Genomic DNA, 23,451 nt, shown 5'->3' with positions numbered 1-23,451 from the left:
AGCCTCATCGAAGGACGACGAGTGAGCTACTTCCCCTCCCTGTCCACCAACCCCGACCATCCCGACCGCCAGTACGTGCTCGGTCAGGAACTGCGGGTTTCCATTCTCACCTCGGCGGAGGAGACCGACGGCCGTCACGACGTGACGGACTCGTTCATGCCGGCCGCCGCGGCCACCCCGCTGCACGCCCACACGAAGTACGAGGAGCGCCTCTGGGTCTCCTCAGGCTCGCTGACCGTATGGGCGGGCGACAACAAGGTCACCCTGGGCTCGGGGGACTTCTACACGATCCCCCTGCGCGTCCCGCACGCGATAGCGGCGGGTCCTGAGGGTGCCCGCGCCCTCAACATCTCGTCACCGGCCGGCTTCGCCGAGATCATCGCCCGGGCCGGCACCCCGCTCCACCTGGCCACTGACGCCACCACACTGGACGTCGAGCTGTTCAGCGCGGTGGCCGAGGAGCTGGGCGACCTCGTCCTCGGCCCCCCAGGAGCCACCCCGGCCGACCTCCCGCCGGACCACCCGGCACGCGCCTGACGCCACCGGCGCCGCGCCGCTCGCCCCGGGGCGGCCAACGGCTCAGACGACCATGACCCGGCGCCCCCGCGTGTGGCCTGCCTGGCTGTCGGTGTGCGCCGCCGCCGCCTCGGCCAGTGTGTACGCCTTCTCGACCGGGATGTGCAGCTTGCCCCGCGCGATGAGGGCGGCCGCCTCGGCGAGCGCTTGCGGCACACTCCCGGCCACGCCGGAGAACCGGACGCCGAGTTCCGGCGCTGTGAGGTCGGCGATGGAGATCACCTTCTGCGGGTCCCCGGTCAGCTCGACGAGTTCACGGATCACTCCCGAACCGGCGAGATCGAGCGCGGCATCGACACGGCCGAGGCGCCGTACCCGCTCGACCCAGCCGTCGCCGTACGTCGTGGCGAGGGCGCCCAGGCTCCGCAGATAGTCCTGGTTGGGGGCGCCGGCCGTGCCGATCACCGCGATGCCACGCTCACGGGCGATCTGCAGCACCGCCGAGCCGACTCCCCCGGACGCACCGCTGACCAGCAGCGTCTGCCCGGGCCGCACACCGACCTCGCGGATGACACGCAACGCCGTCTCCACGACGGAGGGATATCCGGCCGCCTCCTCGAAGCTCAGCCCCTCGGGCATAACGGCCCAGGCCGTCAGCACGGCGAACTCGGCGTAGGTGTCGGCGCCTTCGCCGAACACGCGGTCGCCGACCGCGACCCCTGCGACGCCCTCACCGATCTCGTCCACCACCCCGGCGGCGTCCAGGCCGACTCCGGCGGGCAATACGACCGGATGGGCCTTCAGGACCTGGCCCTCACGGACCCGCCAGTCGGCGGGGTTCACACCTGCCGCCCGCACGGCGACGCGTATCTGGCCGGGGCCCGCGTGGGGCTCCTCGGCGGTTGTCAGTTGCAGAACGTCCGGACCGCCGAACTCGGCGAAGCTCACTTTCTTCATGCCGCCGACCGTAGCGCTAACGGTTAGCTTTTAACAACCGATGCAGCTTCGCACCTGATAGCGTCATCTCATGACCGAGCCGACCGGACGCCGTGAGCGCAAGAAGGCAGCCACCCGTCAGAAGATCGCCGACGCCGCCCTGCGGCTCTTCCTGGAACGCGGGTACGACGCGGTGGGCATCCGTGAAGTGGCAGCCGAGGCCGACGTGGCCGTGACCACGCTCTTCTCCCACTTCGCCGGCAAGGAAGCCCTGGTATTCGAGCAGGACGCGGACTTCGAGCAGCGCCTGACGCGAGCGGTCACCGACCGGGCCCCGGACGAGCCGCTCATCCCCGCGCTGCGCGGCGAGATCCTGGCCCTGGTGTCCCACTGCACGGCGGACAGCCGCGTCCCGATCTGGCACATGATCGACGGATCACCCGCCCTGCGGAAGTACGAGGAGTCGATGCGGGCGCGCCACGCGGAAACACTGGCAGCGGCCATCGCCGCCGATCCGGAGCTGTCCCGGACCACAACGGCGAGCCGGACCATCGCGCGGTTCGTCCTCGACGCCTTTTCGCTGGCCCGCGAGGCGGCCGATCCCCAGGCCGCGGTGGACGAGATCTTCGGCATGATCGAGGCGGCCTGGGAGGCCACTCGCACCGCTCAACGCGCGTGAGGAACCGCCCGTACAGCCGAGGAACGGTCAGCACCTAACGGCACGCCGTCACGGCAGTACCGTCACGACAGTGCGGCGGCCTTACGCAACAGCACCGAGCGTTCGCGGGCGTTGCGGCACAACCGGGCGGCGAGTTCCAGCTCGGTGCGTGCCTCGGTGGTCCGGCCGAGGCGGATCAGCAGTTCCCCGCGCACGCTCGGCAGCAGATGGGATCCCGACAGCCGGTCGGTGGCGACCAGTTCGTCCACCATCGCCAGGGCCTGCCCCGGTCCGTGGGCCATGGCGACGGCGACGGCCCGGTTCAGCTCGACGACGGGGGAAGGCGCGACCCGGCCCAGCGCTTCGTACAGCAGCACGATGCGCTCCCAGTCGGTCTCCGACACCGACGGCGCCGACGCGTGGCAGGCGGCGATCGCCGCCTGCAGCCCGTACGGCCCCAGGCCGCGCCCCAGTGTGGAGGCGCGGCCGATCGCGGCGAGTCCACGACGGATCGCGGACCGGTCCCAGAGTTTCCGGTCCTGGTCCTCCAGGAGCACCGGCTCGCCGTCGGGGCCGGTGCGCGCGGGAAAGCGCGCGGATGTCAGCTCGAACAGGGCGAGGAGACCGTGCACCTCGGGCTCGTCGGGCAGCAGCGCGGCGAGTACGCGGGCCAGCCGGATCGCCTCGTGGGCCAGGTCCGTACGCAGCAGGGACTCGCCGGCCGTCGCCGTGGAGCCCTCCGTGAAGATCACGTACAGCACGCCGAGGACACCGACCAGCCGCTCCCGCCGCTCCTCGGCGGGCGGCAGCTCGAACGGGACCCGCGCCGCCGCGATCGTCTTCTTGGCCCGGGTGATCCGCGCCTGGACCGTCGGTACGGGCGCCAGGAAGGCGCGGGCGATCTCCTCGCTCGTCAGACCGCCGACCGCGCGCAGCGTCAGCGCCACCCGGGCCTCGGGCGAGAGCACGGGATGGCAGGCCACGAACATCAGCGCGAGGACGTCGTCGTCGATGCGGTCGGGGTCCCAGGGCAGCTCGTCCGACCGGCCCTGCGGAACCGCCGCGCCGGAACTCGCCTCACCCTCGCCGAGCGTGCCGGCGAGCACGGCGTAACGCTCGTCGAGGGCCGACCGGCGGCGGAAACCGTCGATGGCGCGCCGCCGCGCGGTCGCGAGCAGCCACCCCACCGGGTCGGCGGGGAGCCCGTCGCGCGACCAGACGAGCAGCGCCTCGGCGACCGCCTCCTGGGCGATGTCCTCGGCGAGCTCGAAGTCCCGGGTGTAGCGGGCGAGCGCGCCGACGATCCTGGCGGATTCGATCCGCCAGACGGCCTCGACGACCCGCCGTACCGACTCGGTGATCGGCGGGCCGTCGGTGCCCTGCGACATCAGAGCTGACCGGTGCGCTCGCGCCAGGCCCGCTCCTTGATGATCCACTCGTTGTCCTGCGGGAACTCGTCGATGCCCGGCACCCGGCGCACCTCGACCTTGCTCCCCGGGATCGACGGCAGCCGCTTGGCCCACTCGACCGCCTCCTCCTTGGAGGCCACATCGATCAGGTAGAAGCCGCCGAACAGCTCCTTGGTCTCGCCGTACGGCCCGTCGGTGACCACGGGCTTCTCGCCCGCGAAGTCGACCACCACGCCCTGACCGGGATCGTCGAGCCCCTCGGCGGCGACGAGCACACCGGCCTTGATCAGCTCGTCGTTGAACCGCCCCACCGTCTCCAGCATCTGCTCGAAGGGCGTCTCCATCATCGTGGCCATGGTCTCGTCCGTGCCCCGCATGATCAGCATGTACTTCGCCACAGTCGGTCTCCTTCGCTCAAGAGGTCGCCGTTCGCGCCTCGTACTCCAAGGTCGAACGGCGCAGCCGCGGATCGACACGACTCCCGAACATTTTTCACCGCCCCCACCACCAACCGCTCCTGGACCCGCCCGCCGAGGGACGGCGAAACGTACGCGGACAACAGACCGGGGGCGAGATGAGGAAGGATGACGGTCGGGGCAGAGCCGTAGCGCAGCGGTCGTCGCGCGCGGTCTCCAAAACCGCGAGGACGCCGGTTCGATTCCGGCCGGTTCTGCCTTTCCGCCCCTGCGGGGCTGGACGGGGCCGAGCCGGTGGACGAAGAGGGAGATCCGCTTCACCCACCGGGACCGGATCAGTCGCCGGCGATGACGTGCGAACGGACCTGGTCGGCAGTCATCGCTCCGGCCCAGATCCGCAGACGGCCGAGCTGCCCCGCGAAACGGTCGCTGTCGGCAGTACCGCCCATGGTTAGAACGCCGGTGCCTTGCTGGGGCTCGCTGACGGCGTTGTCGGGGCCGTCTTCCACCAGGGTGCTGCCCACGTACAGGTGCATACGGCCGCCCTCCTCCTGCGCGTCGTACACACCCGTCAGCGTTACCGGGGAGCTCGTGTCGGCCGCCTCGGACCTGTCCGTCACATCAGCCGTTGTCACGGTGGTTCCGGAGGACGTGGTGCGCAGGAATTTCCACAGATAGATGTCTGGCCCCGCCTTCTGCACCGTAAGGGCCCACGAGGCGCCCCCGCTTCCCTGCTGGCCCGCGATCTGCGCCACATAGCCGTCGGGCTTTGTATTGAGTACGTCCGCATTGATCTGAGCCCGGGCAGAGACCGTGAAAGATCCCGTCTCGTCGACCGCAGGTCCGGCCACCGACGCATAACCCGAACTGCCGTCCAGTACCAAAGTGCCGGATTCCGCATCCAGACTTGCCCCGCCGGACAGTGCCATGCCATCTCTCGGATAGGACGAATACTCACCGATCGCCGTCCCTGACGAGCCCTCCGCGTTCCAGTCGGCGACCAGTTCGACGGCCGGCTGACTGTCTTCCGCTGCCCGTGCCTCCGCGACGACCTTGTCCGCAGGCAGCGCGCTCTGCCAGACCGCGACCTCGTCGATGAGACCGCGGAAGTACTGCCCCGGCGCGCCCCGGACGATCGAACGGCCGACCTGCAAGCCCTTGTTCGCCTCCCAAGGGATGTAACTGGCTGCTGCGGCGCGCAGGTTGACCGGGTTGCCCTGGGGGCGGCCGTTGACGAACAACTGGATGGTGTCGCCCTGCGGCGTCCGGTTGCCGTTCGTGTCGGTGGCAGCGGTGAAGACACCGGCAAGATGCGTCCAGACCCCCAACGGCGGTTCGACCGTGGACGCGTTCGACCTGACGATGACGGGGGTGGCCGAGTCCGTGGCCGTGTAGTGGAACGCGTACGACTTGGACGACGACGAGTAGTACAGGGCGAACGCCTGAGCCTGCTCGCCAGGTGCCGTGACGATCATCCGGCTGGACGAGGCGTCCGTGAGGTTCACCCAGGCCGAGACGGTGAACGAGTCGGCGGTGTTCACCACCGGCACCGACGCGTCGGCGTACGCCTGCTGCTGCGCGGGATCGCCGCTGTCCAGCCCCAGCGAGTTGTCCTCCTCGCCCCTTCGGGCCAGCGGGGAGAAGTCGGAGCCGCCGCGCAGCGTCAAGTCATGCGCCGGGTCGTGCTGCGGATACTCGCCGGAGCTGTCCTTGGCGATGGTCTCCCCCGAGCCGGGCGCGGCGTCGTCGAAGTGCCAGCGGCCGACGGGGCCTTGCGGCGGGCTCACCTGGAAGTCGAAAGTCTGCGGCGTACCGAGCCGGGTCCTGACGTCGACGGCCCACACCTTCAAGGTGTGCACTCCGCCCGCGGCCGGGACGACGTCGCTGATCTCGGCCGTGTGATCGGCCCTCGCCGTTACGGTGTGCGCCGTGCCTACCTGACCGCTGGGGCCGTTCAGCGTCCACTCGTACTTGGTGATGTCCGTGTCGGCACTGTTCGGTGTGAGGACGAAGCTGCCGGCGACACCGGGACCGCCCTTGGGCGTGCACCGGCCAGGCACACACTCCACGTAGGGCGAACCGTTGACCGGGTCCTCGGGCTGGATCGTCGGAGCCTTGGGCGCGGAGGTGTCGACGGTGAAGTAACACCACGGCGAGAAGACGGAGTACAGCTCGCCGCTGTCGCCGTTGGAAGACCAATGCGACTGCGTGCGGGCACGGTAGCGGTACTGGGTGCCGTCCGTGAGTTGGGTCGTCTGCTTGTCCAGCAGCGTGCCGTCCGGCACATAACCGCTGTCAGGGCTGTCGGCCGCCCAAATATCCTCCCAGGCACCGGTGTCGAGCTTGCGCGCGACGCGGTAGTTGACCCTCAGCTGGCCACTGCTGCCGTTCGTGCCCGGCGAGACCTCCGCCTCCGCCCTTGCCCGTACGGTAGGCCGGTCCACCGTGACCGCCAGCGGAGCGCCGGCCGGCTGGCAGGATCCGGCCGAGCCGCCCCCGGCCACCTCCGGAATGACACCGACATCGGTCGGGACACCCGGTGCCGTCGCCTGCCTGAGCGTGTGCGTCGCGTCCGTTACAGCGGAGGTCTGTGCGTGCACAGCCGAGGAATTCACGACGACAATTCCACCGGCGAACAACGCCCCTGCCAAAAACCTCGCAACGACTCGCCGCACTCGCGCGCTATCCATAGAAAACCCGTCCACCATGTGAATTCACAGGCCCCACCCCAAGGACACAAAAGCTTCACGAATATTGCGTAGATCCAACCAAGGAACCTCACAGGAAATCAACAGTGACGTGGATCACATATCGATGATTTGCGAGCGAATCGCCGAGAGTGTGCGCTTTTACAGATCCACTATCGTCGAGCACTGGATGAACAATGAAATTACGGCGAATTGAATCGAAGTAAATCGAAAACGATGAGGGCACGAGATCCTGCACGCGCTCACCCCCGAAGAGCGCACGACGCTGCACGAGTTGTCGGTACGGGCCGTCGGGGCACCAGGCCCCAGCGCCGCGCAGTCGTCAGCACCCCACGGCCGTCAACTCCCCGTCCGTGGCGCGCTCATCGCCGCCGCCAGGAACGTGATCGCCCAGCGCCGGGCCGCGTCGCCCGGCGGCGGGGACACGCCGACCGGGGGGTGCCGGTTGTATACGTCGACGCGGTCCACGGCCGTCACGGCGAGGATCCCTCGCATCCGGAACCACAGCTCCTCCGGGGCCAGTTCGGGCAGTGCGCGCGCGAAGGCCGCCAGGTAGCGGTCGCGGACCGCGTCCTCGGCCGGGCCCGTCCAGCTGCGCATCTCCTCGGCCGGGTCACCCAGGATCGTCACGATCAGCCGTGACGTCCGGGCGCCGCCCTCGTCGCCGCCGGGCATCTCGTCGAACAGCGGGCCGGCGAACGCCTCCACCAGTTCGGCGACCGACGGCTCCTGCCCGCTGGCGAGCAGCCGGTCGAGTCCGGCGCTCTGCGCGGCGTTGATGGGCTCGACCACCCGGCGGACGACCACGGCCAGGAGCTCCGCCTTCGAGCCGAAGTGGTACGCGACGGCGGCCAGGTTCGCCCCGGCGAGGTCGGTGATCGCGCGGACCGAGGTGCCGCGGAAACCGCGCTCGGCGAAGAGGTGCTCGGCCGCGTCGAGGATCTTGGTGCGGGTGTCGGGTGTCGCCATGCAGGCGTACTATACAGTCGTTTGATTGAAACGAACGTTTGACTCAACCGAGCGCGCGAAAGAGAGCTGCCATGAAACTGCTCGTGTACGGCGCCGGGGTCACCGGCACCTTGTTCGCCTCCCGCCTGCATGAGGCCGGGCTCGACGTCTCACTCCTCGCCCGGGGCGAGCGCCTGGCCGCCCTGCGCCGACACGGCGTACAGCTCGCCGAAGGAGACAGCCCGACCGTCAGACGGGTACCGGTACCGGTGGTCGACCATCCCGCCGGCGAGTACGACCTGATCGCCGTCTTCGTCCGCACCCACCAGGTGGACGCGGTGCTGGAGTCACTCGCCGGCCTCGAAGCCCCCGTACTGTTTCTGCTCAACTGGGCGGCAGGTCCAGAGCCGTTGGGCGCGGCGATCGGCCACGAGCGGGTGTTGCTCGGCTTCCCCACGGACGGCGGCACGATGGACGGCGACGTCGTCCGCTACCGCGCGGCCAACTTCACGACCCGCCGGGTCGCGACGCCGATCGGCGAACCCGACGGCCGGACGACCCCTCGACTGGAACGGATCGTACGGGCGTTCCGCACGGCCGGAATCAACGCCAAGGCTCAGCCCCGCATGGACGCTTGGCTCAAGACGCACGCCGCCTTCGAGGTGCCGCTCGGGCAGGCCGTGCACACGGCGGGCGGCCCGGTGGCGCTCGCCGACGACCCGAACGCGGTCCGCGCCATGCTCCATGTCGTACGGCAGAACCTGACCGCCCTGCCGACGCCGCCGGTCCCTCGCGCGTTCGCCGCGCTGCGGACTCTGCCGGAAGGCCTGCTCGTACCCCTGCTGCGCCGCTTCCTGCGCAGCCCGACGGCCGTACACAGCGGACTCAGCGACGCCTCGCCCTCGACGGTGGCCGAACTCGACCGGCTGGCCGAACAGATGCGGGCTTACGCGACGGCCGGCGGGCGCTAGGTCACCCCGCACAGGCAAGGCGACCAGGCCAATCAGCGCATCCCAACCACGCAGCTCTACCGCCGCGTTACTGACGGATGCCGGTCTGCGCGGCCCGGCCGACCCGGGCGATCAAGCGACTGTTGTGGGCCGCGTGCCGGAACCCTGGAGTGTGGTGGGTCCCGCTCGCGATGTCGCGGGCAAGGCCGGCGTACACCTCGCCCACGTTGATGGACGCACCTGCCCATATCTCGGCGGCAGTTGGGCCCGTACCTGTGGCGACGGGGCTGTCCGGCGGGGTGAAGTCCACGCTTGACGACAACACGAGGTCGCCGACCTGAACGCCCGCAGGGTGACTGCCCGTCAACTTCAGCCAGCCGTCCGATCCACGGACCTCCATCCGGAATTGGGCATCCGGTACGGGCACGCCGGCCAGGATCTGCACGCCCACCGGGGCGCCCGACGAGGTCTTGAGGATGGCGTCGAGATGATCCGGGACCTCCCGGACGGTCGTCACGCCGGTGTCGGCCAACGTGACCTCCGGCCAGAGGAGTTCCGTACGCGCGTCGATTTCGGTGATGTCACCCAGAACCGTTTCGACCACATCCAGGACGTGTCCCGCCGCGACCGTCAGGAACCCGGCACCCGCCGCCGCCTTGTCGAAGTACTCGTACGCGCTCACCGACTCCGGGCCGTTGCCGAATGTCGTCGCGGTGACCCGCGCCGAGAGCAGTCGCCCGAGCCGGCCCTGCGCGATGATCTCCGCCGCCCGGCGGACCGACGGGTTGAGCCGGCCCTGCAGACCGATCGCGGTGTGCAGCGAACCGGCCGCTTCGGCCATCTCCTCCGCCTCCGCCACGGTCGCGCCCAGCGGGGACTCCGCGTACACCGCCTTGTTCGCCGCCAGGGCGGCGAGGACCAGCTCACGGTGGGCCGGGATCTTCACCGCGACGGTGACGAGGTCGATCGACGGGTCGCCGATGAGCGCGTAGGGATCCGCGAACCACCGCCTGGCCCCGAAGGTCTCGGCCGCGCGACGAGCGCTCTCTTCGTGCCGGGTGGCCACGGCCTCCAAGGAGAACTCCGGCTGCGCCGCGAGTGCGGGAATGTGGGATGCCCCCGCCCAACTCGCCTTCGTATCAGCTCCGATGATGCCGACACGGATCACGTTGCTCCGCACGTTGTCCAGCTCCATTCATTCGTCTTCGAACGCGGCACGGCCGATCCGTGCCGCGAGGGTTGTCCACCGCCGTCATCCGGTCCGAGCCCGAGGGGCTCAACCGGTGGGTCAGCGATCGATCACGGCCATGTCGGGCTCCGCGTGACGAGCACCGGACGCCGGGGCCAGGTCGTTCAGACGGGCGAGGTGGCCGGCGGTGAGCCGGACGCCGTCGGCCGCGCTGTTCTCCTCCAGCCGGTCGACACGTTTCGTTCCGGGGATGGGCGCGATGCCTTCTCCCTGTGCGAGCAGCCACGCCAGAGCGACCTGGGCGGGCGTCGCGTCGACATCGACGGCGATCTCGCTGACCTCGTCGATGATGCGCAGGTTGCATGTGAGGTTGTCGCCGGTGAAACGGGGATTGGTGCGCCGCCAGTCGGTGGCGTCCAGGCCGTCGAGGGAGCGGATGTCACCGGTGAGAAAGCCGTGTCCGAGCGGCGAGTAGGGGACGAGTCCGATCCCGAGCTCCCGCAGTGTGGGCAGCACTTCCGTTTCAGGGTCGCGGGTCCACAGCGAGTACTCGGTCTGGACGGCGGACACCGGGTGAACGGCGTGGGCCCGGCGGATCGTCGCCGCGGATGCCTCCGACAGCCCGACGTGGCGCACCTTGCCCGCCGCCACCAGAGCGCTCAACGCTCCCATGGTCTCCTCGACCGGGGTGCTGGGGTCGATCCGGTGCTGGTAGTAGAGGTCGATGTGATCGGTGCCGAGCCGCCGCAGCGAGCCGTCCACGGCGGCTCTGACGCTGGCGGGCGTGCCGTCGAGACCAGGTCGGCCGGTGTGGGAGACGAGGCCGAACTTGGTGGCGAGTACGACCTCGTCCCGGCGCCCCTTGATCGCGCGCCCCACCAGTTCCTCGTTCACGTAGGGCCCGTACACCTCCGCGGTATCCAGGTGCGTGACACCGAGGTCCAGAGCGCGGTGGATCGTACGGATCGACTCGGCGTCCGCACGTCCGGCGCCCGTGTAGAACGCCGACATGCCCATGGCTCCGAGTCCGATGCGCGAGACCTCCAGCCCACCCAGCGATGTGACCTGCATCCGGTAGTCCTTTCCTGCGACGCGAAGTGAACTTGATGCGTCAATAACTACACCTCCGGACTTGAAGCGTCAACAACTGCTGTTAGAGTCGTGGCATGGCAGAGACACCAGCGGGAGGCAGGGGACAGCGCCCCAGTCAGGCCCAGGAGGAACCGGCCGCAGAAGGGCCTGGTGCGGCGGATACCGACGGATCTGCCGCAGCGCCGCGATGGCTGAACCGTGACGAGCTGGCGGCATGGCTGGCCAACTCCGCGATCATGATCAGCTTGCCCGCGGCCCTGGACGCGCGGATGCAGCGCGAGTCCCAACTGACCTTCTTCGAGTACATGGTGCTCTCGGTACTGTCCGAGGAGCCGGCCCACACCCTCCAGATGAGCGACCTGGCAGCTCGCACGTCAGCGTCGCTGTCACGGTTGTCGCACGTCGTCGGCCGGCTGGAGAAGCGCGGACTGCTCACACGAGCCCGGGTTCCCGGCCCCGGCAGACGCACCAACACGACGCTGACCGAGGCGGGTTACGAGGAGGTCGTCGCCGCGGCGCCCGGACATGTCGCCGCGGTCCGCGAGTACCTGATGGACGAGCTCGAACCCCACGAGCTGTCGACACTGCGCCGCATCGGCACCGCGGTCGAAGCCGCCATCAAGCGCGGCAAACCCGACGGACCAACCCCGAGCCCATGAGCAGCGCAGCGTCCACGTTCTGACGGCTGCTCATACGACCCCGACCGGCTGCGGCCGCCGGTCACGGAGCTGCCGCATCAGCCCGGCCCAGAAGCCGTGCAACCTCGCATCCTCGATCCGCTGGACCCACCCCTTGGCGGAGGCCGGCCGGGACGACCGGCCTACCGGGCCCGGTCAGCCGAGGCCCGGCTGCATGACCAGCAGGGCCAGGATGATGGCGCCGATTCCTGCGCAGGTAGAGTTCTTGATCTTGAACCCGACACTGAGCAGCAGGAGCGCGACGGCTCCCACCGTGCCGTACTTCCACTGGATGAACTGTTCTAATGCGATGGCGATCACAGGCATGTGCGTCGCTCCTTCGACAGCGGACAACTCGGAGATGCACCACGCGCAGGAGGGGGAGCGCGACTGGACGCGCCTGGATCGAGCAGCCCGTACGACACTGGGCGGGCCACGGTCGGAGCGGGTCGTTCACCTCGTTCGGCTAGTTGGAGGCGACTTGGCGACCAACTATGGGAGTTATTCCCTCTTGGTTGCCACTCATAACCAACTCTCCGGATAACTCCCGCCAGATGGCGACAAGTTGTAGCGTGATCCTGTGACCTTTGATCGCAGCGCACCGGACGGCACGGGAAGGCCCACGTCGGACGACGTGGCGGAGGTCCTGCGCCGACGCATAGACGACGGAGTCATCGCAGTCGGCGCGGCTCTGCCGACCCAGGCTGCGCTGGCCGAGGAGTTCGGTGTGCAGCGAGGCGTGATCCGCCAGGCGGTCAAACTGCTCCAGAGGGACGGACTGCTCACCGAGGTCACCCGAGGAGCGCCGCCCCGCATCGCCGGCCGCGGTATACGCCGTGAAGCCGTGGCCGGAATGCCTCAGGAGACGCTGGTCGCCCTGGGCCCCCGCATCAACGACGCGTTCGCGGCCACAGATGTCCGCATCGACGCCCTGTGCCTGACGGCCGAATCGCTGAGTGCCGCGCTCGGTGAGCAGCGCAGGCTGATCCACGAACGCGCCGCCGCGCCGTCGACCGTCACGGTCCGCGTGCTGCTGCCCAACCGGGACATCGACCTGGCCTTTCCCCGAATGGTGGACAACCCGAACGACCGCGACCCGGTGCACCGGCGCTGGCTCAGGCAGCGCAACTCCCACGGTTCGGTCCTGAGGGACCATCTGCTCGGCCTGGGCGCCGCGCACGACATCGACATCGACATCCAATTCAGGGCGATGCCCTTCACGCCGCCGGTCAAGCTCTACCTCCTCAACGGCTCCGAGGCACTGTTCGCCTACTACCGGGTGCAGAAGCGTGAGGAGCAGATCAACGCGACGGCCGTCGAGATGTTCGACGCCATCGGCGGCGAATCGCCGCTGTTCGCGTTCCGCGCCGACGAACTCGAACGGGACAGAGCGTTCGTGACCCAGTCCCAGGCGTGGTTCAACGCGCTCTGGCAGACCATCGCAACCGACCTGGCGCTCGACTGAGCCTCTTGACAGGCAACGGGCACCCGACGGCGGGTATCCGGGCCACTCCGGAACGCTCCCGTTGTAGCGTTCTTATGTGGTTCTGACGATGCCGGTGCCGAACGGAGGCCGCACTCCGCCCTCGCGGGTAAGGCAGTGGCGCAAGGTTCAGGGGAACAACACCGTTGCCAGGCCTTTCCCGCGCAGTTGCCGACCCGCACTCGACGGACGGAACGATGTGTCTCTTCTCCTGGAACTCCTCGAACCAGTGACGTGCGTGATGTTCGACTTCGACGGACCGGTCTGCCACCTGTTCGCCGGCCACCCGGCGGAGCAGGTGGCGGACGACCTCGTCAGCCGTCTCCGCACGCTGGACGCCGAGGAACTGCTGCTCACGGAAGGTGTCAACTGGAAGGACCCGCACGCGGTGGTGAGGCTCGCCGGCCGGCTCTACCCGAACAGTGGTCTGGTCGAGACACTGGAGGAGAGGCTCACCGCGCACGAACTGCGCGCCGCACACGGGGCGATACCGACGACGCACGCCGACGAGCTGATACGCGCCTTGTGGGCGAAGAGCTACAAGCTCGCCGTTACGACGAACAACTCAGCTTCTGTCGTGGAGAGTTACCTGAGCACGAAGGGGCTCCTCGACTACTTCACCCCGCATGTCCACGGCCGTACGAAGGATCTGCTCCGCCTCAAGCCGGACCCTGACTGTCTGATCCGAGCTCTGGAATCGACCGGCACCGCGGCTGCGGAGTCCCTGATGATCGGCGACACCGGAGCGGATTGCGAGGCGGCCCACAAGGCAGGCATTGCCTTCATCGGCTACGCGAAGAACGAGACCAAGCGGGTTCAGCTGAAGAGTGCGGGGGCAGAGCGCATCGTCAGTTCGTTGGATCAGGTGCTCGAAGCCGTTCGGGGTGAATAGGAGGTGCCGAGGCATGACAGGCAGCATCGGAAGACGCACGATGACACATCGTCATCGTGCTGCGCCGTCATCCGTACGGGGTAACCACGGGCATCCGTGACGGCGTTGTTAACGTGGGAGCTGAGTAAACGCGTGGGGTTTGGTGGTTAGATATGCACCGATCACTCTGGCGATCGATACTGTGGGAACGACGCTGGGTGCAATTCCCCATGCGGCCGGAGTCCCATTGTCCGATAAGGCATCGTTGGGCGCGTACGACAGCTTCGCCAGCTATGCGTTGCGCCAGGGCGTCCAACAGCGCGGACACCACCACGACAACTTCGTGGTGTCCCCGGCCGAAGACATGGCCGCCTTGCTCGGTCTGGAACCGGGTGTCCCCGTCACCCTGCGCCGTCGGCACGCCGGTCCGCTTCCTGTCGTCCTGCGCACCTGGCAGGACGAGACCCAGATCCTGCAATCCATCAAAGGGCTGCTGAGGTACGTCCCGCAGTGCCTCGCCAAAGGCGACGGCTCGGCCGTGCACAGCTATGTCCAGGGAGTACCGCTCTCGACCGTCTGCCCTGATGAAATGCCGCTGGATGAGCGGTTGTTGCATGCATTGGCCGGTCTGCTCGCCGAGATGACCGCAGTCCACAGGGAGCGTCTCCCTGAACTACCCCCGTCGTGGCCCTGTGAAGGCAGCAGCGGCAGCTTTCTGCGGACACTCACCACCCTCACCGAAGCACAGGTGCGGCTGCCGAACTGGCGCGCTTTCGGGGGGTTGTTCGCGGCGCTCGGCGTCCCTGAAGACGCCATGAAGGAGTTCGCCGGGCGGGTCCCGTCGATGGTGGACAGACCGTTCAGCCTGCTGCACACCGATCTCCACCGCGACAACGTCATCTTCTCCTACTCCGAGTCGGACGCGCCGCTGATCTGCGTCGACTGGGAACTCGCCTCCTACGGGGACCCGCTGCACGACCTCGCCACCCACCTCGTCCGGATGCACTACCCCGCCGCCCAGTGGGACGACGTCAAAGAGGCATGGGCGCGCGCGATGCGGAGCGTGCGGCCAGAGGCGGTGCACGGACTGGATACCGATGTACAGCACTACATCGATTTCGAACACGCACAGTCCGTCTACCCGGACGTGATGCGCGCGGCTCATTCCCTGGGCCTGGAAGCCGAACCGACGGGCCTCGAAACAGCGACCGAGTCGGTCCGGCGCGCACTCGAACTGGCAGCCCGACCTCTGCGGCTCAGAGGCGTTCCGGACGCGAAAGAGATCCGCAGCGCTCTCTACCGCTGGCACGCGGCGCTCCCCGGCCGGGCGTCCAGGGCCGCCGCCTCTGCCGTGACTGTGGAGTGGTGCGGCACCGGTTGGGGGGAGAGCGACGGGGCGCGAGTCGGCCTGCCGTATGACGCGGTGGTCGAAGCGCTGAGCAGGGAGGGCGCCGCCCCCGCCGAACACGTCTTCAAGGGGACCGGGCATCTCAACACGGCCGTCCGCGTCGGCCGGCACGGGAGACCCGTGATCGTGCGGCGACGACTGAACGACAGGACCCGCAGGGAGCCGCGCTTCCTGGAAGAGCACGACGTGCTGCTTGCCCTCGCGGCGGTCAAGGGCGACGTGCGCGCACCCCAATTGCTCGCCTTCGGAACCAGCAAGCCCAACGATGCCTTCGCCGTTCATTCCTACGTCGGTACGGCCGACAGGATCCGTCCGCCCGAGCACCCGGTGGACGGACTGAGCCCCCGCGAGGCGGACGACCTGGTGGACCAGCTGTGCGCACTGACGCGAGTGCCGACGGAGCGCCTTCATTCCAGCCCGTCGTACGGGGACTTCTACCAGTGGTTGAGCGCGCAACTCGTCAAGATGGTGGCCGCGCTGCCCGAGGAGTCACGGCAACTCGCCGTCGCCCTGGGCCTGCCCGACGCGACACGGTTGCGAGATCTGCTGGGAGGCCGGTTCGTCACACCGCGGAACTCGGTGCTGCTGCACGGTGACCTCAACCCCTGGAACCTCGTCAGGGACGGTGAGTCCGGCGAACTCACCATCATCGACTGGGAAATGGCCATGGTCGGAGACCCGCTCTACGATCTGGTGCGGCATCTTCATCTGACGCCGCACAGCCCGGGCATGCGCGACCGGATGCTCCACCGCTGGAGCAGTCAACTGGACAGTGGCTTCACCAAGGGCTGGGAGGAAGAGTGGCGCTACTACCGGTGCATCGAGATCGTCCGCTCCGCCTACATCGACTTGGACCGCCTGGTCACCGCGGACGTACTGGACGCCCCGAACGTGGACAGGGCACTCAGCTCGTACTCGCTCACCCTGTCCCGTGCGGCGGAGTTCCTCGGACTGCGCACCGGTCGCATCGCCAACCCCTATCTGGAGATCGCGCTGCCAGGCAGTGAACTGGTCGGCCACTGAGGCGTGTTGACTCGTCAGGCGCCCTTTGCGATCGGTTCGAGGATGGCTACGCACTCCACGTGGTGGGTCATCGGGAACAGGTCGAACGCTCGTAGTGTGCGCGGCTTGTAGCCTCCCTCGCGGAAGTAGGCCAAGTCGCGGGCCAGGGCTGCCGGGTCGCAGGCCACGTAGGCGATTCTGCGGGCGCCCAGGGTGGTGAGGTGTTTGACCACCTGCTTGCCTGCTCCCGCGCGTGGGGGGTCCAGGACGATCAGGTCTGTTTCCGTGATGCGGGTGCGCGGCAGGACGGCGTCGACCTTGCCGTGTTCGATGCGGACCCGGGTCAGGTCCTGGAGGTTGTGGACCGCGTCCTCCGCCGCGCGTTTGCCCGACTCGATGCCGAGCACCGCGCCTGTCTCGCCCACACGTTCGGCGATCGCGCCCGCGAAGAGGCCGACGCCGCAGTAGAGGTCCAGGGCGCTGTCGCCCTTACGGGGCATCAGGCCCTGCATGACCGCTTCCACCAGGATCTGCGGTGCCTGCGGGTGGACCTGCCAGAAGCCGCCCATGCCGACGCGGTACGTGCGGCCGTCGGCGCGTTCGCGGACGAAGGCGCGGCCGTGGACGCGGTGCACTCCCCCGTCGTGCTCCTCGACGCGCAGTACGGAGACCGGCTTGTCGAGTTCGACCAGCGGCAGCCGGCCGCCGGCGCGGGGGGCGACGATGACCTGACGGTCGCCCGAGCCCGAGGCGGCGATGGCCTCGACCGAGGCGATCTGCGGCCATTCGCGGTGCTCGACGCCCAGTTCGCTGACGCCTTCGGTGGCGATCAGGCACTGGTCGATGACCTCGACGTCGTGCGAGCGGTGCTTGCGCAGCCCCACCCGGCCGTCCTCGTCCACCGCGTACTGCACGCGGGAGCGCCAGGCCGGCACCTCGCCCGCCGGGAGCTTGTCGCCGGGCGCCGGCATGACCGTACCGTCCCAGCCGGCTTCCTCCGGGGTGAGGCCCGCGAGGCGCTTCAGCTGCTCGGTGATCACGTCGCCCTTGAGGCGGCGCTGGGTGCCGGGCTTGGCGTGCTGCCAGTCGCAGCCGCCGCAGCGGCCGGGGCCCGCGTACGGGCAGGGCGCCTCGACGCGCTCCTTGGACGCCTCGACGATCTTCACCGCGTCGGCGCGCAGATAGCGGGAGTTCTCCTCGCCCTCCGTGACCCGGGCGACGATCCGCTCGCCGGGCAGCGCGTGCCGGACGAACAGCACCTGGCCCTCCGAGGTACGGGCGATGCAGTGGCCGCCGTGTGCGACGGGGCCGACCTCGACCTCGTACTCCTCCCCGACCAGCGAAGCCTGCTCTGAAGGCTGGGGTTGCGTTGACATGAAGGGGTGGCTCCAGGGATCAGGGGGGAACGGTGGATCGAGGCGGAAGGACGGACCAACGGACCAACGGAAGGACGGGTCAAAGCGAATCGGCCGGACCGCAGCCCGTCAGTCTACTTGGCTGCCGTCCGGCCGATCGCCAGTCACTTTTTTGACGTGTCCTTCGGGCGCGCGTCCACCGGACCCCGCCTGACCGCCCCCGGCGCGTTGTACATGCCCCGCCGCTTCGCCCGCTGCTTCGCCAGCTCCGACGACTCCAGCTGGTACGGCACGGAGGTGACCATGACCCCCGGCGTGAACAGCAGCCTGCCCTTGAGGCGCAGCGCGCTCTGGTTGTGCAGCAGGTGTTCGTACCAGCGGCCGACCACGTACTCGGGGATGTAGATGCTGATCACGTCACGCGGATTCTCGGTGCGCAGGCCGCGTACGTACTCTATGACCGGCCGGGTGATCTCCCGGTACGGCGAGTCGAGGATCTTCAGCGGCACGTTGATGCCGCGCCGTTCCCACTCCGCCCGCAGCGCCTTCGTCTCCGCCGGGTCGACGCTGATGCTGAGCGCCTCCAGGGTGTCGGAGCGCATCAGCTTCGCGTAGCCGAGCGCCCGCAGGGTCGGCTTGTGCAGCTTGGACACGAGCACGATCGAGTGCACGCGGGACGGCTTTATCGTGTCGTCGGACGGGCCCTCGGCCGCCGCGATCTCGTCGGCCACCCGGTCGTAGTGCTTGCGGATCGCCGTCATCGTCCCGAAGAAGATCACCATGCCCAGCAGCGCCACCCAGGCGCCGTGCGTGAACTTGGTCGCCAGGACGACGACGAGCACGAGCCCGGTGAAGAAGGCGCCGAAGGCGTTGATCGCGCGGGAGCGGACCATGTGGCGGCGCTTGGCCTGGTCACGCTCGGTGCGCAGGTGGCGGTTCCAGTGCCGGACCATGCCGGTCTGGCTGAGGGTGAAGGAGACGAAGACCCCGACGATGTAGAGCTGGATCAGCCGGGTGGAGTCGGCCCCGTAGATGATGACGAGCAGCGCGGCGGCGCCCGCCAGCAGCACGATGCCGTTGGAGAAGGCGAGCCGGTCGCCCCGGGTGTGCAGCTGGCGCGGCAGGTAGCGGTCCTGCGCGAGGATCGAGCCGAGCAGCGGGAAGCCGTTGTACGCGGTGTTCGCCGCCAGGAACAGTACGAGCGCGGTGGCCGCTGCGAGGACCACGAAGAGGAAGGTGCCCTGGCCGAAGACGGCCGCGGCGACCTGGGAGATGACCGGGTCCTGGACGAAGCCGCTGCCGACGGGGACGCCGTTCTTCAGCAGGTCGGTGGCCGGCTCCGAGGCCATCCGTACGTGCGTGGTCATGGCCAGCACGATGATGCCGCAGAACATGGTGACGGCGAGGCCGCCCATCAGGGCGAGGGTCGTCGCCGCGTTCTTGCTCTTGGGCTTGCGGAAGGCCGGTACGCCGTTGCTGATCGCCTCGACGCCGGTGAGCGCGGCGCAGCCGGAGGAGAAGGCGCGCAGCAGCAGGAAGACCATGGCGAAGCCGGCCAGGCCGCTGTGCTCCGCCTTGATGTGGAAGGAGGCGGTGGGCGCGTTCATCGTGTCGTTCAGCACCAGGCCGCGGATGGCGCCCCAGATGATCATGATGAAGACGCCGCCGACGAAGACATAGGTCGGGATGGCGAAGAGTTTGCCGGACTCCCTGACCCCGCGCAGGTTCATCAGCGTCAGCAGCACGATGACGACGACGGCACAGATGACCTTGTGCTCGACGACGAAGGGGATGGCGGAGCCGAGGTTCTCGACGCCCGAGGCGATCGACACGGCCACGGTCAGCACGTAGTCGACCAGCAGGGCGCTGGCGACCGTCAGGCCGGCCTTGGGGCCGAGGTTGGTGGTGGCCACCTCGTAGTCGCCGCCGCCGCTGGGGTACGCGTGCACGTTCTGCCGGTACGAGGCGACGACGGTGAACATCAGGACGACGACGGCCAGCGCGATCCACGGGCTGAAGTGGTACGCCGAGACGCCGGCGACCGACAGCACCAGGAGCACTTCCCCGGGTGCGTAGGCCACCGAGGACAGCGGGTCGGAGGCGAAGACGGGCAGCGCGATGCGCTTGGGCAGCAGCGTCTCACCGAGCTTGTCGCTGCGCAGCGCCCGTCCGATCAGGATCCGCTTGGGCACGTCGGTCAGTTTGGACACGGGGAGGATCGTATGCGTTCGAACAGGTCACCGTGCGGCCAGTACCCCTATTACCCGGCCTGGGCACGGGTTCTTGGGACGATCGTGATGAAGGCAACGTGCACGTTCCCGCATAAGCTCGTGGCTCGGGGAATGCCGCGTACGGTTGCCCCAATGGTGCCCGGCAGGTCGACAAGAAAGAGTGAACAGGTGTTTTCGCAGGTCAGCGTGGCAACCAGGACGGCGGGGTAGGGGCGTGCACGTCGTCATCATGGGCTGCGGCCGGGTGGGCTCCGCACTCGCGCAGACCCTGGAGCAGCAGGGACATACGGTCGCGGTCATCGACCAGGACCCCACGGCGTTCCGCAGGCTCGGCTCCGGCTTCGGCGGCAGACGCGTCAGCGGGGTCGGGTTCGACCAGGACACGCTCCGCGAGGCGGGGATCGAGGAGGCGGGCGCCTTCGCCGCTGTGAGCAGCGGTGACAACTCGAACATCATTGCCGCCCGGGTCGCCAGGGAGATGTTCGGCATAGAGAATGTCGCGGCCCGGATCTACGACCCGCGCAGGGCCGAGGTCTACCAGCGGCTGGGCATCCCCACGGTCGCCACGGTCCGCTGGACCGCCGACCAGATGCTGCGCCGGCTGCTGCCTTCGGGCGCCGAGCCGCTGTGGCGCGACCCGAGCGGCGGGGTCCAGCTCGCCGAGGTGCACACCCCGGACGACTGGATCGGCCACAAGGTCAGCACCCTCCAGGAGGAGACCGGCGTGCGCGTGGCGTTCCTGACGCGGCTGGGCGAGGCGATGCTGCCGACGTCCCAGACGGTGTTGCAGGAGGGGGATCTCGTCCACGTGATGATGCGTACCGACGACATCGTGAAGGTCGAGGCGGCATTCGCCCAGGGTCCTGAAGGAGGGGCGCACTGATGCGCGTCGCGATTGCGGGGGCAGGCGCGGTGGGTCGTTCCATCGCGGGCGAACTGCTGGAGAACGGGCACGAGGTCCTGCTGGTCGACAAGGCGCCGACCGCCATCTCGGTGGAGCGGGTGCCGATGGCCGAGTGGCTGCTGGCCGACGCCTGTGAGATCACCTCGCTCGACGAGGCGGCGCTGCAGCGGTGCAACGTGGTGATCGCGGCGACCGGTGACGACAAGGTCAATCTGGTCGTCTCGCTGCTCGCCAAGACCGAGTACGGCGTGCCGCGCGTGGTGGCCCGGGTCAACAACCCCAAGAACGAGTGGCTGTTCAACGAGTCCTGGGGTGTCGACGTGGCGGTCTCCACGCCGCGGCTGATGTCAGCGCTGGTGGAGGAGGCGGTGAGCGTCGGCGATCTCGTACGGCTGCTGCGCTTCAGCCACGGCGACGCCAACCTCGTCGAGCTGACGCTGCCGCCGGAGTCCGCGGTGACCGGTACCCAGGTCGGGGATGTGACCTGGCCCGAGGACACGTCCCTGGTCACGATCATCCGCGGTACGCGCGTGCTGACGCCGACCCCGGACGAGACGCTGGAGGCGGGCGACGAGCTGCTGTTCGTGGCGGCGCAGGCGCGCGAGGAACAGCTGGAGGACCTGCTGTCGGTACGGCGCGAGGGCGAGTGACCCCGGCGCCGTAGACATGCGTGGACATGGGTGGGGCCCCGCACCGGCCGGTGCGGGGCCCCACCCATGTCTACGCCGACCGCGTCACGCCTCGCGGCGGTGGCTGCGTGGCGCCGGCCGGTCGGCCGCGGGCCCCTCGGCCGAGGCCGCCGAAGCCGCTGCCTTGCGCTCCTTCTCGGCCTGCTCCTCGGCCTCCATCTCGGCGAACACGTCGATGGGCGGCGGCGCCTTCGCCAGGAAGACCCAGGTCAGATAGACCGCGAGCAGGAAGGGCGGGATCTTGAGCGAGATCAGGATCCAGCCGAGCGACGTGGTGTCGGCCCACCAGTAGAGCGGGAAGAGGATCGCGCACTTGGCGAGCAGGATCAGTCCCCACGCCCAGCTGGACTTGGCGTAGGCCTTCTTGCGGCCGGGGTTGCGGGTGCGCCAGGAGAGGTTCTCCTTGAAGACGGGCCCGAGGATCAGACCGATCAGCGGCACCCCGGCGACCGTCGTCACGATGTACGCGACGGCGAGGCCGAGCGTGTAGATCATCCCCGGCAGGTAGAAGTCCTTGGCGTTGCCGGTCATCATCGCGAAGACGACACCGAAGGCCACCCCGAAGACACCGCTGAAGGCGTGCTTGACGGTGTCGCGGCGGATCAGCCGGACGGCGACGAGCACCACCGAGATGGCCAGCGCGGCGATCGCCGAGGCGTACAGGTTCTTGTTGATGGTGAAGATCGTGACGAAGAGCAGTCCCGGCAGGACCGTCTCCACCATCCCGCGCAGTCCGCCGAACGCCTCGAAAAGGGCGGCCTCGGTGACGGCCCGCGCGTCCTGCTCCTCCGTGGTCCTGGGATCCTCGGGGCCCTGGGGGTCCCCCGTGGCGGGCGAGGTGTGAGAAGCGGTCGAGGCGGCTGACTTGTCGACTGACGTCACCGGCTACTCCTGTCCGAGCGGTCGGAGCTCGTATTTGGGATTGAACAGCACCCGGCGGCCGTGGCTCACGGAGATCCGGCCGGAGGCGATCAGCTTGCGGCCCGGCTCGATCCCCACGATGGAGCGCCGGCCCAGCCACACCACGTCCAGCGGTGCGGTGCCGTCGAACAGCTCCGCCTCCAGAGCCGGCACACCGGCCCGCGGACGCAAGGTGACCGTCCGCAACGTACCAGTCACCCGGACGATCTGGCGGTCGTTGCACTCGGAGATCCGGGTGCACCCGGACGCGTGTGCGTCTTCCCGCAGCTCCTCGGACTCCAGATCCTCCTGGGAGCTGGACAGCCGGTCGAGCATCCGGCGGAATCGGCCGCTCGGCTTGTCAGCACTCATGCGCCAAGGGTACCGGGATCGGAGCGCTGTCGAATCAGTGCTCGAAGCGGTAACCCATACCCGGCTCGGTGACGAAGTGCCGGGGGTGCGAGGGGTCCGCCTCCAGCTTGCGGCGCAGCTGTGCCATGTAGACCCGCAGATAGTTGGTCTCCGTGCCGTAGGAGGGGCCCCAGACCTCCTGGAGGAGCTGTTTCTGGCTGACGAGCCGGCCGGTGTTGCGGACGAGCACCTCCAGCAGGTGCCATTCGGTCGGCGTGAGCCGTACGTCGCGGCCGTCCCTGTGCACCTTCTTGGCCGCCAGGTCGACGGTGAAGCCCTCCGTCTCGACGACGGCGACCCCGTCGTCGCCGTCCCCGCCGACCGGCTCGGTGCGCCGGACGGCCGCGCGCAGCCGGGCCAGCAGCTCGTCCATGCCGAAGGGCTTGGTGACGTAGTCGTCGGCGCCCGCGTCCAGCGCCTCGACCTTCTCGTCCGAGGTGTGCCGGGCGGAGAGCACCAGGATCGGCACCCGGGTCCAGCCGCGCAGTCCCCTGATGACCTCGACGCCGTCCATGTCGGGCAGGCCGAGGTCGAGCACCACGACGTCGGGATGGCGGGCGGCGGCGAGTTCCAGCGCCGAGGCGCCGTCGGATGCCGCGTCCACCTCGTACTTGCGCGCCTTCAGGTTGATCACGAGGGCACGTACGATCTGCGGCTCGTCGTCGACCACGAGCACCCGGGTCATGGGGGTCTGCCTT

The 23,451-nt window shown here is 68.9% G+C and carries 22 protein-coding genes and 1 tRNA gene; 10 read left to right on the top strand and 13 right to left on the bottom strand.

The genetic code is table 11. The features are described 5' to 3' along the window. The first annotated feature begins 21 nt into the window (after positions 1 to 21). Complete coding sequence (locus OHS57_RS28890; protein WP_328583766.1) at positions 22 to 537, top strand: cupin domain-containing protein; 516 nt, start codon at positions 22 to 24, stop codon at positions 535 to 537. Between the two features lie 42 nt (positions 538 to 579). Here OHS57_RS28890 and OHS57_RS28885 read toward each other — a convergent pair whose 3' ends face one another. Continuing rightward, the gene (locus tag OHS57_RS28885) at positions 580 to 1,473 is read right to left on the bottom strand and encodes an NADP-dependent oxidoreductase (protein WP_328583765.1); all 894 of its coding nucleotides are present in this window, start codon (positions 1,471 to 1,473) and stop codon (positions 580 to 582) included. A 70-nt stretch (positions 1,474 to 1,543) separates the two neighbouring features. Here OHS57_RS28885 and OHS57_RS28880 point away from each other — a divergent pair, with 70 nt between their 5' ends. Beyond that, positions 1,544 to 2,131, top strand: a complete 588-nt coding sequence (locus OHS57_RS28880) for a TetR/AcrR family transcriptional regulator (protein ID WP_328583764.1) — start codon at positions 1,544 to 1,546, stop codon at positions 2,129 to 2,131. A gap of 62 nt (positions 2,132 to 2,193) precedes the next feature. On the opposite strand, the gene OHS57_RS28875 is transcribed toward OHS57_RS28880, so the two are convergent. Next, positions 2,194 to 3,498 carry an RNA polymerase sigma factor gene (locus tag OHS57_RS28875; protein WP_328583763.1) on the bottom strand — a complete coding sequence of 435 codons (1,305 nt, stop codon included), beginning with the start codon at positions 3,496 to 3,498 and terminating at the stop codon, positions 2,194 to 2,196. Next, positions 3,498 to 3,917, bottom strand: a complete 420-nt coding sequence (locus OHS57_RS28870) for a YciI family protein (protein WP_041983275.1) — start codon at positions 3,915 to 3,917, stop codon at positions 3,498 to 3,500. The genes OHS57_RS28875 and OHS57_RS28870 overlap by 1 nt, the downstream gene beginning before the upstream one ends. Positions 3,918 to 4,117: 200 nt before the next feature. Here OHS57_RS28870 and OHS57_RS28865 point away from each other — a divergent pair. Next, positions 4,118 to 4,192: transfer RNA gene (locus tag OHS57_RS28865), tRNA-Trp, on the top strand. A gap of 78 nt (positions 4,193 to 4,270) precedes the next feature. Here the strand turns inward: OHS57_RS28865 and OHS57_RS28860 are convergent. Both OHS57_RS28860 and OHS57_RS28855 read right to left on the bottom strand, forming a co-directional pair. Continuing rightward, entirely contained in the window at positions 4,271 to 6,550 is a 2,280-nt protein-coding gene (locus OHS57_RS28860) for a LamG domain-containing protein (protein ID WP_328583762.1), read from the bottom strand. Positions 6,551 to 6,982: 432 nt separating this feature from the next. Further along, entirely contained in the window at positions 6,983 to 7,612 is a 630-nt protein-coding gene (locus OHS57_RS28855; RefSeq protein WP_328583761.1) for a TetR/AcrR family transcriptional regulator, read from the bottom strand. Positions 7,613 to 7,683: 71 nt separating this feature from the next. Here OHS57_RS28855 and OHS57_RS28850 point away from each other — a divergent pair, with 71 nt between their 5' ends. Then, entirely contained in the window at positions 7,684 to 8,562 is an 879-nt protein-coding gene (locus tag OHS57_RS28850; RefSeq protein ID WP_328583760.1) for a ketopantoate reductase family protein, read from the top strand. A gap of 67 nt (positions 8,563 to 8,629) precedes the next feature. On the opposite strand, the gene OHS57_RS28845 is transcribed toward OHS57_RS28850, so the two are convergent. Further along, positions 8,630 to 9,736: a Gfo/Idh/MocA family protein gene (locus tag OHS57_RS28845; protein ID WP_328583759.1), complete on the bottom strand. Its 1,107-nt coding sequence runs from the start codon at positions 9,734 to 9,736 to the stop codon at positions 8,630 to 8,632. Positions 9,737 to 9,829: 93 nt separating this feature from the next. Further along, a complete protein-coding gene (locus tag OHS57_RS28840; RefSeq protein WP_328583758.1) occupies positions 9,830 to 10,801 on the bottom strand; it encodes an aldo/keto reductase in 972 nt (323 codons plus the stop codon). Positions 10,802 to 10,896: 95 nt separating this feature from the next. Here OHS57_RS28840 and OHS57_RS28835 point away from each other — a divergent pair, with 95 nt between their 5' ends. Continuing rightward, positions 10,897 to 11,481 (top strand): MarR family winged helix-turn-helix transcriptional regulator, encoded by a 585-nt coding sequence (locus OHS57_RS28835; protein WP_328583757.1) that lies wholly within the window; start codon positions 10,897 to 10,899, stop codon positions 11,479 to 11,481. A 174-nt stretch (positions 11,482 to 11,655) separates the two neighbouring features. On the opposite strand, the gene OHS57_RS28830 is transcribed toward OHS57_RS28835, so the two are convergent. Continuing rightward, the gene (locus OHS57_RS28830) at positions 11,656 to 11,826 is read right to left on the bottom strand and encodes a hypothetical protein (protein WP_198533180.1); all 171 of its coding nucleotides are present in this window, start codon (positions 11,824 to 11,826) and stop codon (positions 11,656 to 11,658) included. Positions 11,827 to 12,079: 253 nt separating this feature from the next. Between OHS57_RS28830 and OHS57_RS28825 the strand changes: the two genes are divergently transcribed. The 3 genes from OHS57_RS28825 to OHS57_RS28815 all read left to right on the top strand — a co-directional run bounded on the left by OHS57_RS28825 (position 12,080) and on the right by OHS57_RS28815 (position 16,284). Continuing rightward, positions 12,080 to 12,964 carry a winged helix-turn-helix domain-containing protein gene (locus OHS57_RS28825; protein WP_328583756.1) on the top strand — a complete coding sequence of 295 codons (885 nt, stop codon included), beginning with the start codon at positions 12,080 to 12,082 and terminating at the stop codon, positions 12,962 to 12,964. Positions 12,965 to 13,181: 217 nt separating this feature from the next. Then, entirely contained in the window at positions 13,182 to 13,874 is a 693-nt protein-coding gene (locus tag OHS57_RS28820) for an HAD family hydrolase (protein WP_328583755.1), read from the top strand. 226 nt (positions 13,875 to 14,100) lie between these two features. Beyond that, a complete protein-coding gene (locus OHS57_RS28815) occupies positions 14,101 to 16,284 on the top strand; it encodes an aminoglycoside phosphotransferase family protein (RefSeq protein ID WP_328583754.1) in 2,184 nt (727 codons plus the stop codon). A 14-nt stretch (positions 16,285 to 16,298) separates the two neighbouring features. Here OHS57_RS28815 and OHS57_RS28810 read toward each other — a convergent pair whose 3' ends face one another. Both OHS57_RS28810 and OHS57_RS28805 read right to left on the bottom strand, forming a co-directional pair. Continuing rightward, positions 16,299 to 17,639 (bottom strand): class I SAM-dependent RNA methyltransferase, encoded by a 1,341-nt coding sequence (locus tag OHS57_RS28810; protein ID WP_328583753.1) that lies wholly within the window; start codon positions 17,637 to 17,639, stop codon positions 16,299 to 16,301. Between the two features lie 143 nt (positions 17,640 to 17,782). After that, positions 17,783 to 19,828, bottom strand: coding sequence for an APC family permease (locus OHS57_RS28805; protein ID WP_041983298.1), 2,046 nt, complete (start codon positions 19,826 to 19,828; stop codon positions 17,783 to 17,785). A gap of 235 nt (positions 19,829 to 20,063) precedes the next feature. Between OHS57_RS28805 and OHS57_RS28800 the strand changes: the two genes are divergently transcribed. Then, a complete protein-coding gene (locus OHS57_RS28800; protein ID WP_041983301.1) occupies positions 20,064 to 20,732 on the top strand; it encodes a potassium channel family protein in 669 nt (222 codons plus the stop codon). Beyond that, positions 20,732 to 21,403 (top strand): potassium channel family protein, encoded by a 672-nt coding sequence (locus OHS57_RS28795; RefSeq protein WP_041983303.1) that lies wholly within the window; start codon positions 20,732 to 20,734, stop codon positions 21,401 to 21,403. Before OHS57_RS28800 ends, OHS57_RS28795 begins: the two co-directional genes overlap by 1 nt. Before the next feature lie 84 nt (positions 21,404 to 21,487). Here the strand turns inward: OHS57_RS28795 and OHS57_RS28790 are convergent, their stop codons facing one another. The 3 genes from OHS57_RS28790 to OHS57_RS28780 form a co-directional block, all read right to left on the bottom strand. Further along, positions 21,488 to 22,324 (bottom strand): DUF3159 domain-containing protein, encoded by an 837-nt coding sequence (locus OHS57_RS28790; protein WP_328583752.1) that lies wholly within the window; start codon positions 22,322 to 22,324, stop codon positions 21,488 to 21,490. A gap of 3 nt (positions 22,325 to 22,327) precedes the next feature. After that, positions 22,328 to 22,678, bottom strand: coding sequence for an OB-fold nucleic acid binding domain-containing protein (locus OHS57_RS28785; protein WP_041983307.1), 351 nt, complete (start codon positions 22,676 to 22,678; stop codon positions 22,328 to 22,330). Positions 22,679 to 22,748: 70 nt separating this feature from the next. Next, positions 22,749 to 23,438 carry a response regulator gene (locus OHS57_RS28780; protein WP_328583751.1) on the bottom strand — a complete coding sequence of 230 codons (690 nt, stop codon included), beginning with the start codon at positions 23,436 to 23,438 and terminating at the stop codon, positions 22,749 to 22,751. Positions 23,439 to 23,451: the final 13 nt, after the last annotated feature.

The organism is Streptomyces sp. NBC_00370, assembly GCF_036084755.1.
Taxonomy (GTDB): domain Bacteria; phylum Actinomycetota; class Actinomycetes; order Streptomycetales; family Streptomycetaceae; genus Streptomyces.
This window is presented reverse-complemented; position numbering and strand designations above follow the sequence as displayed.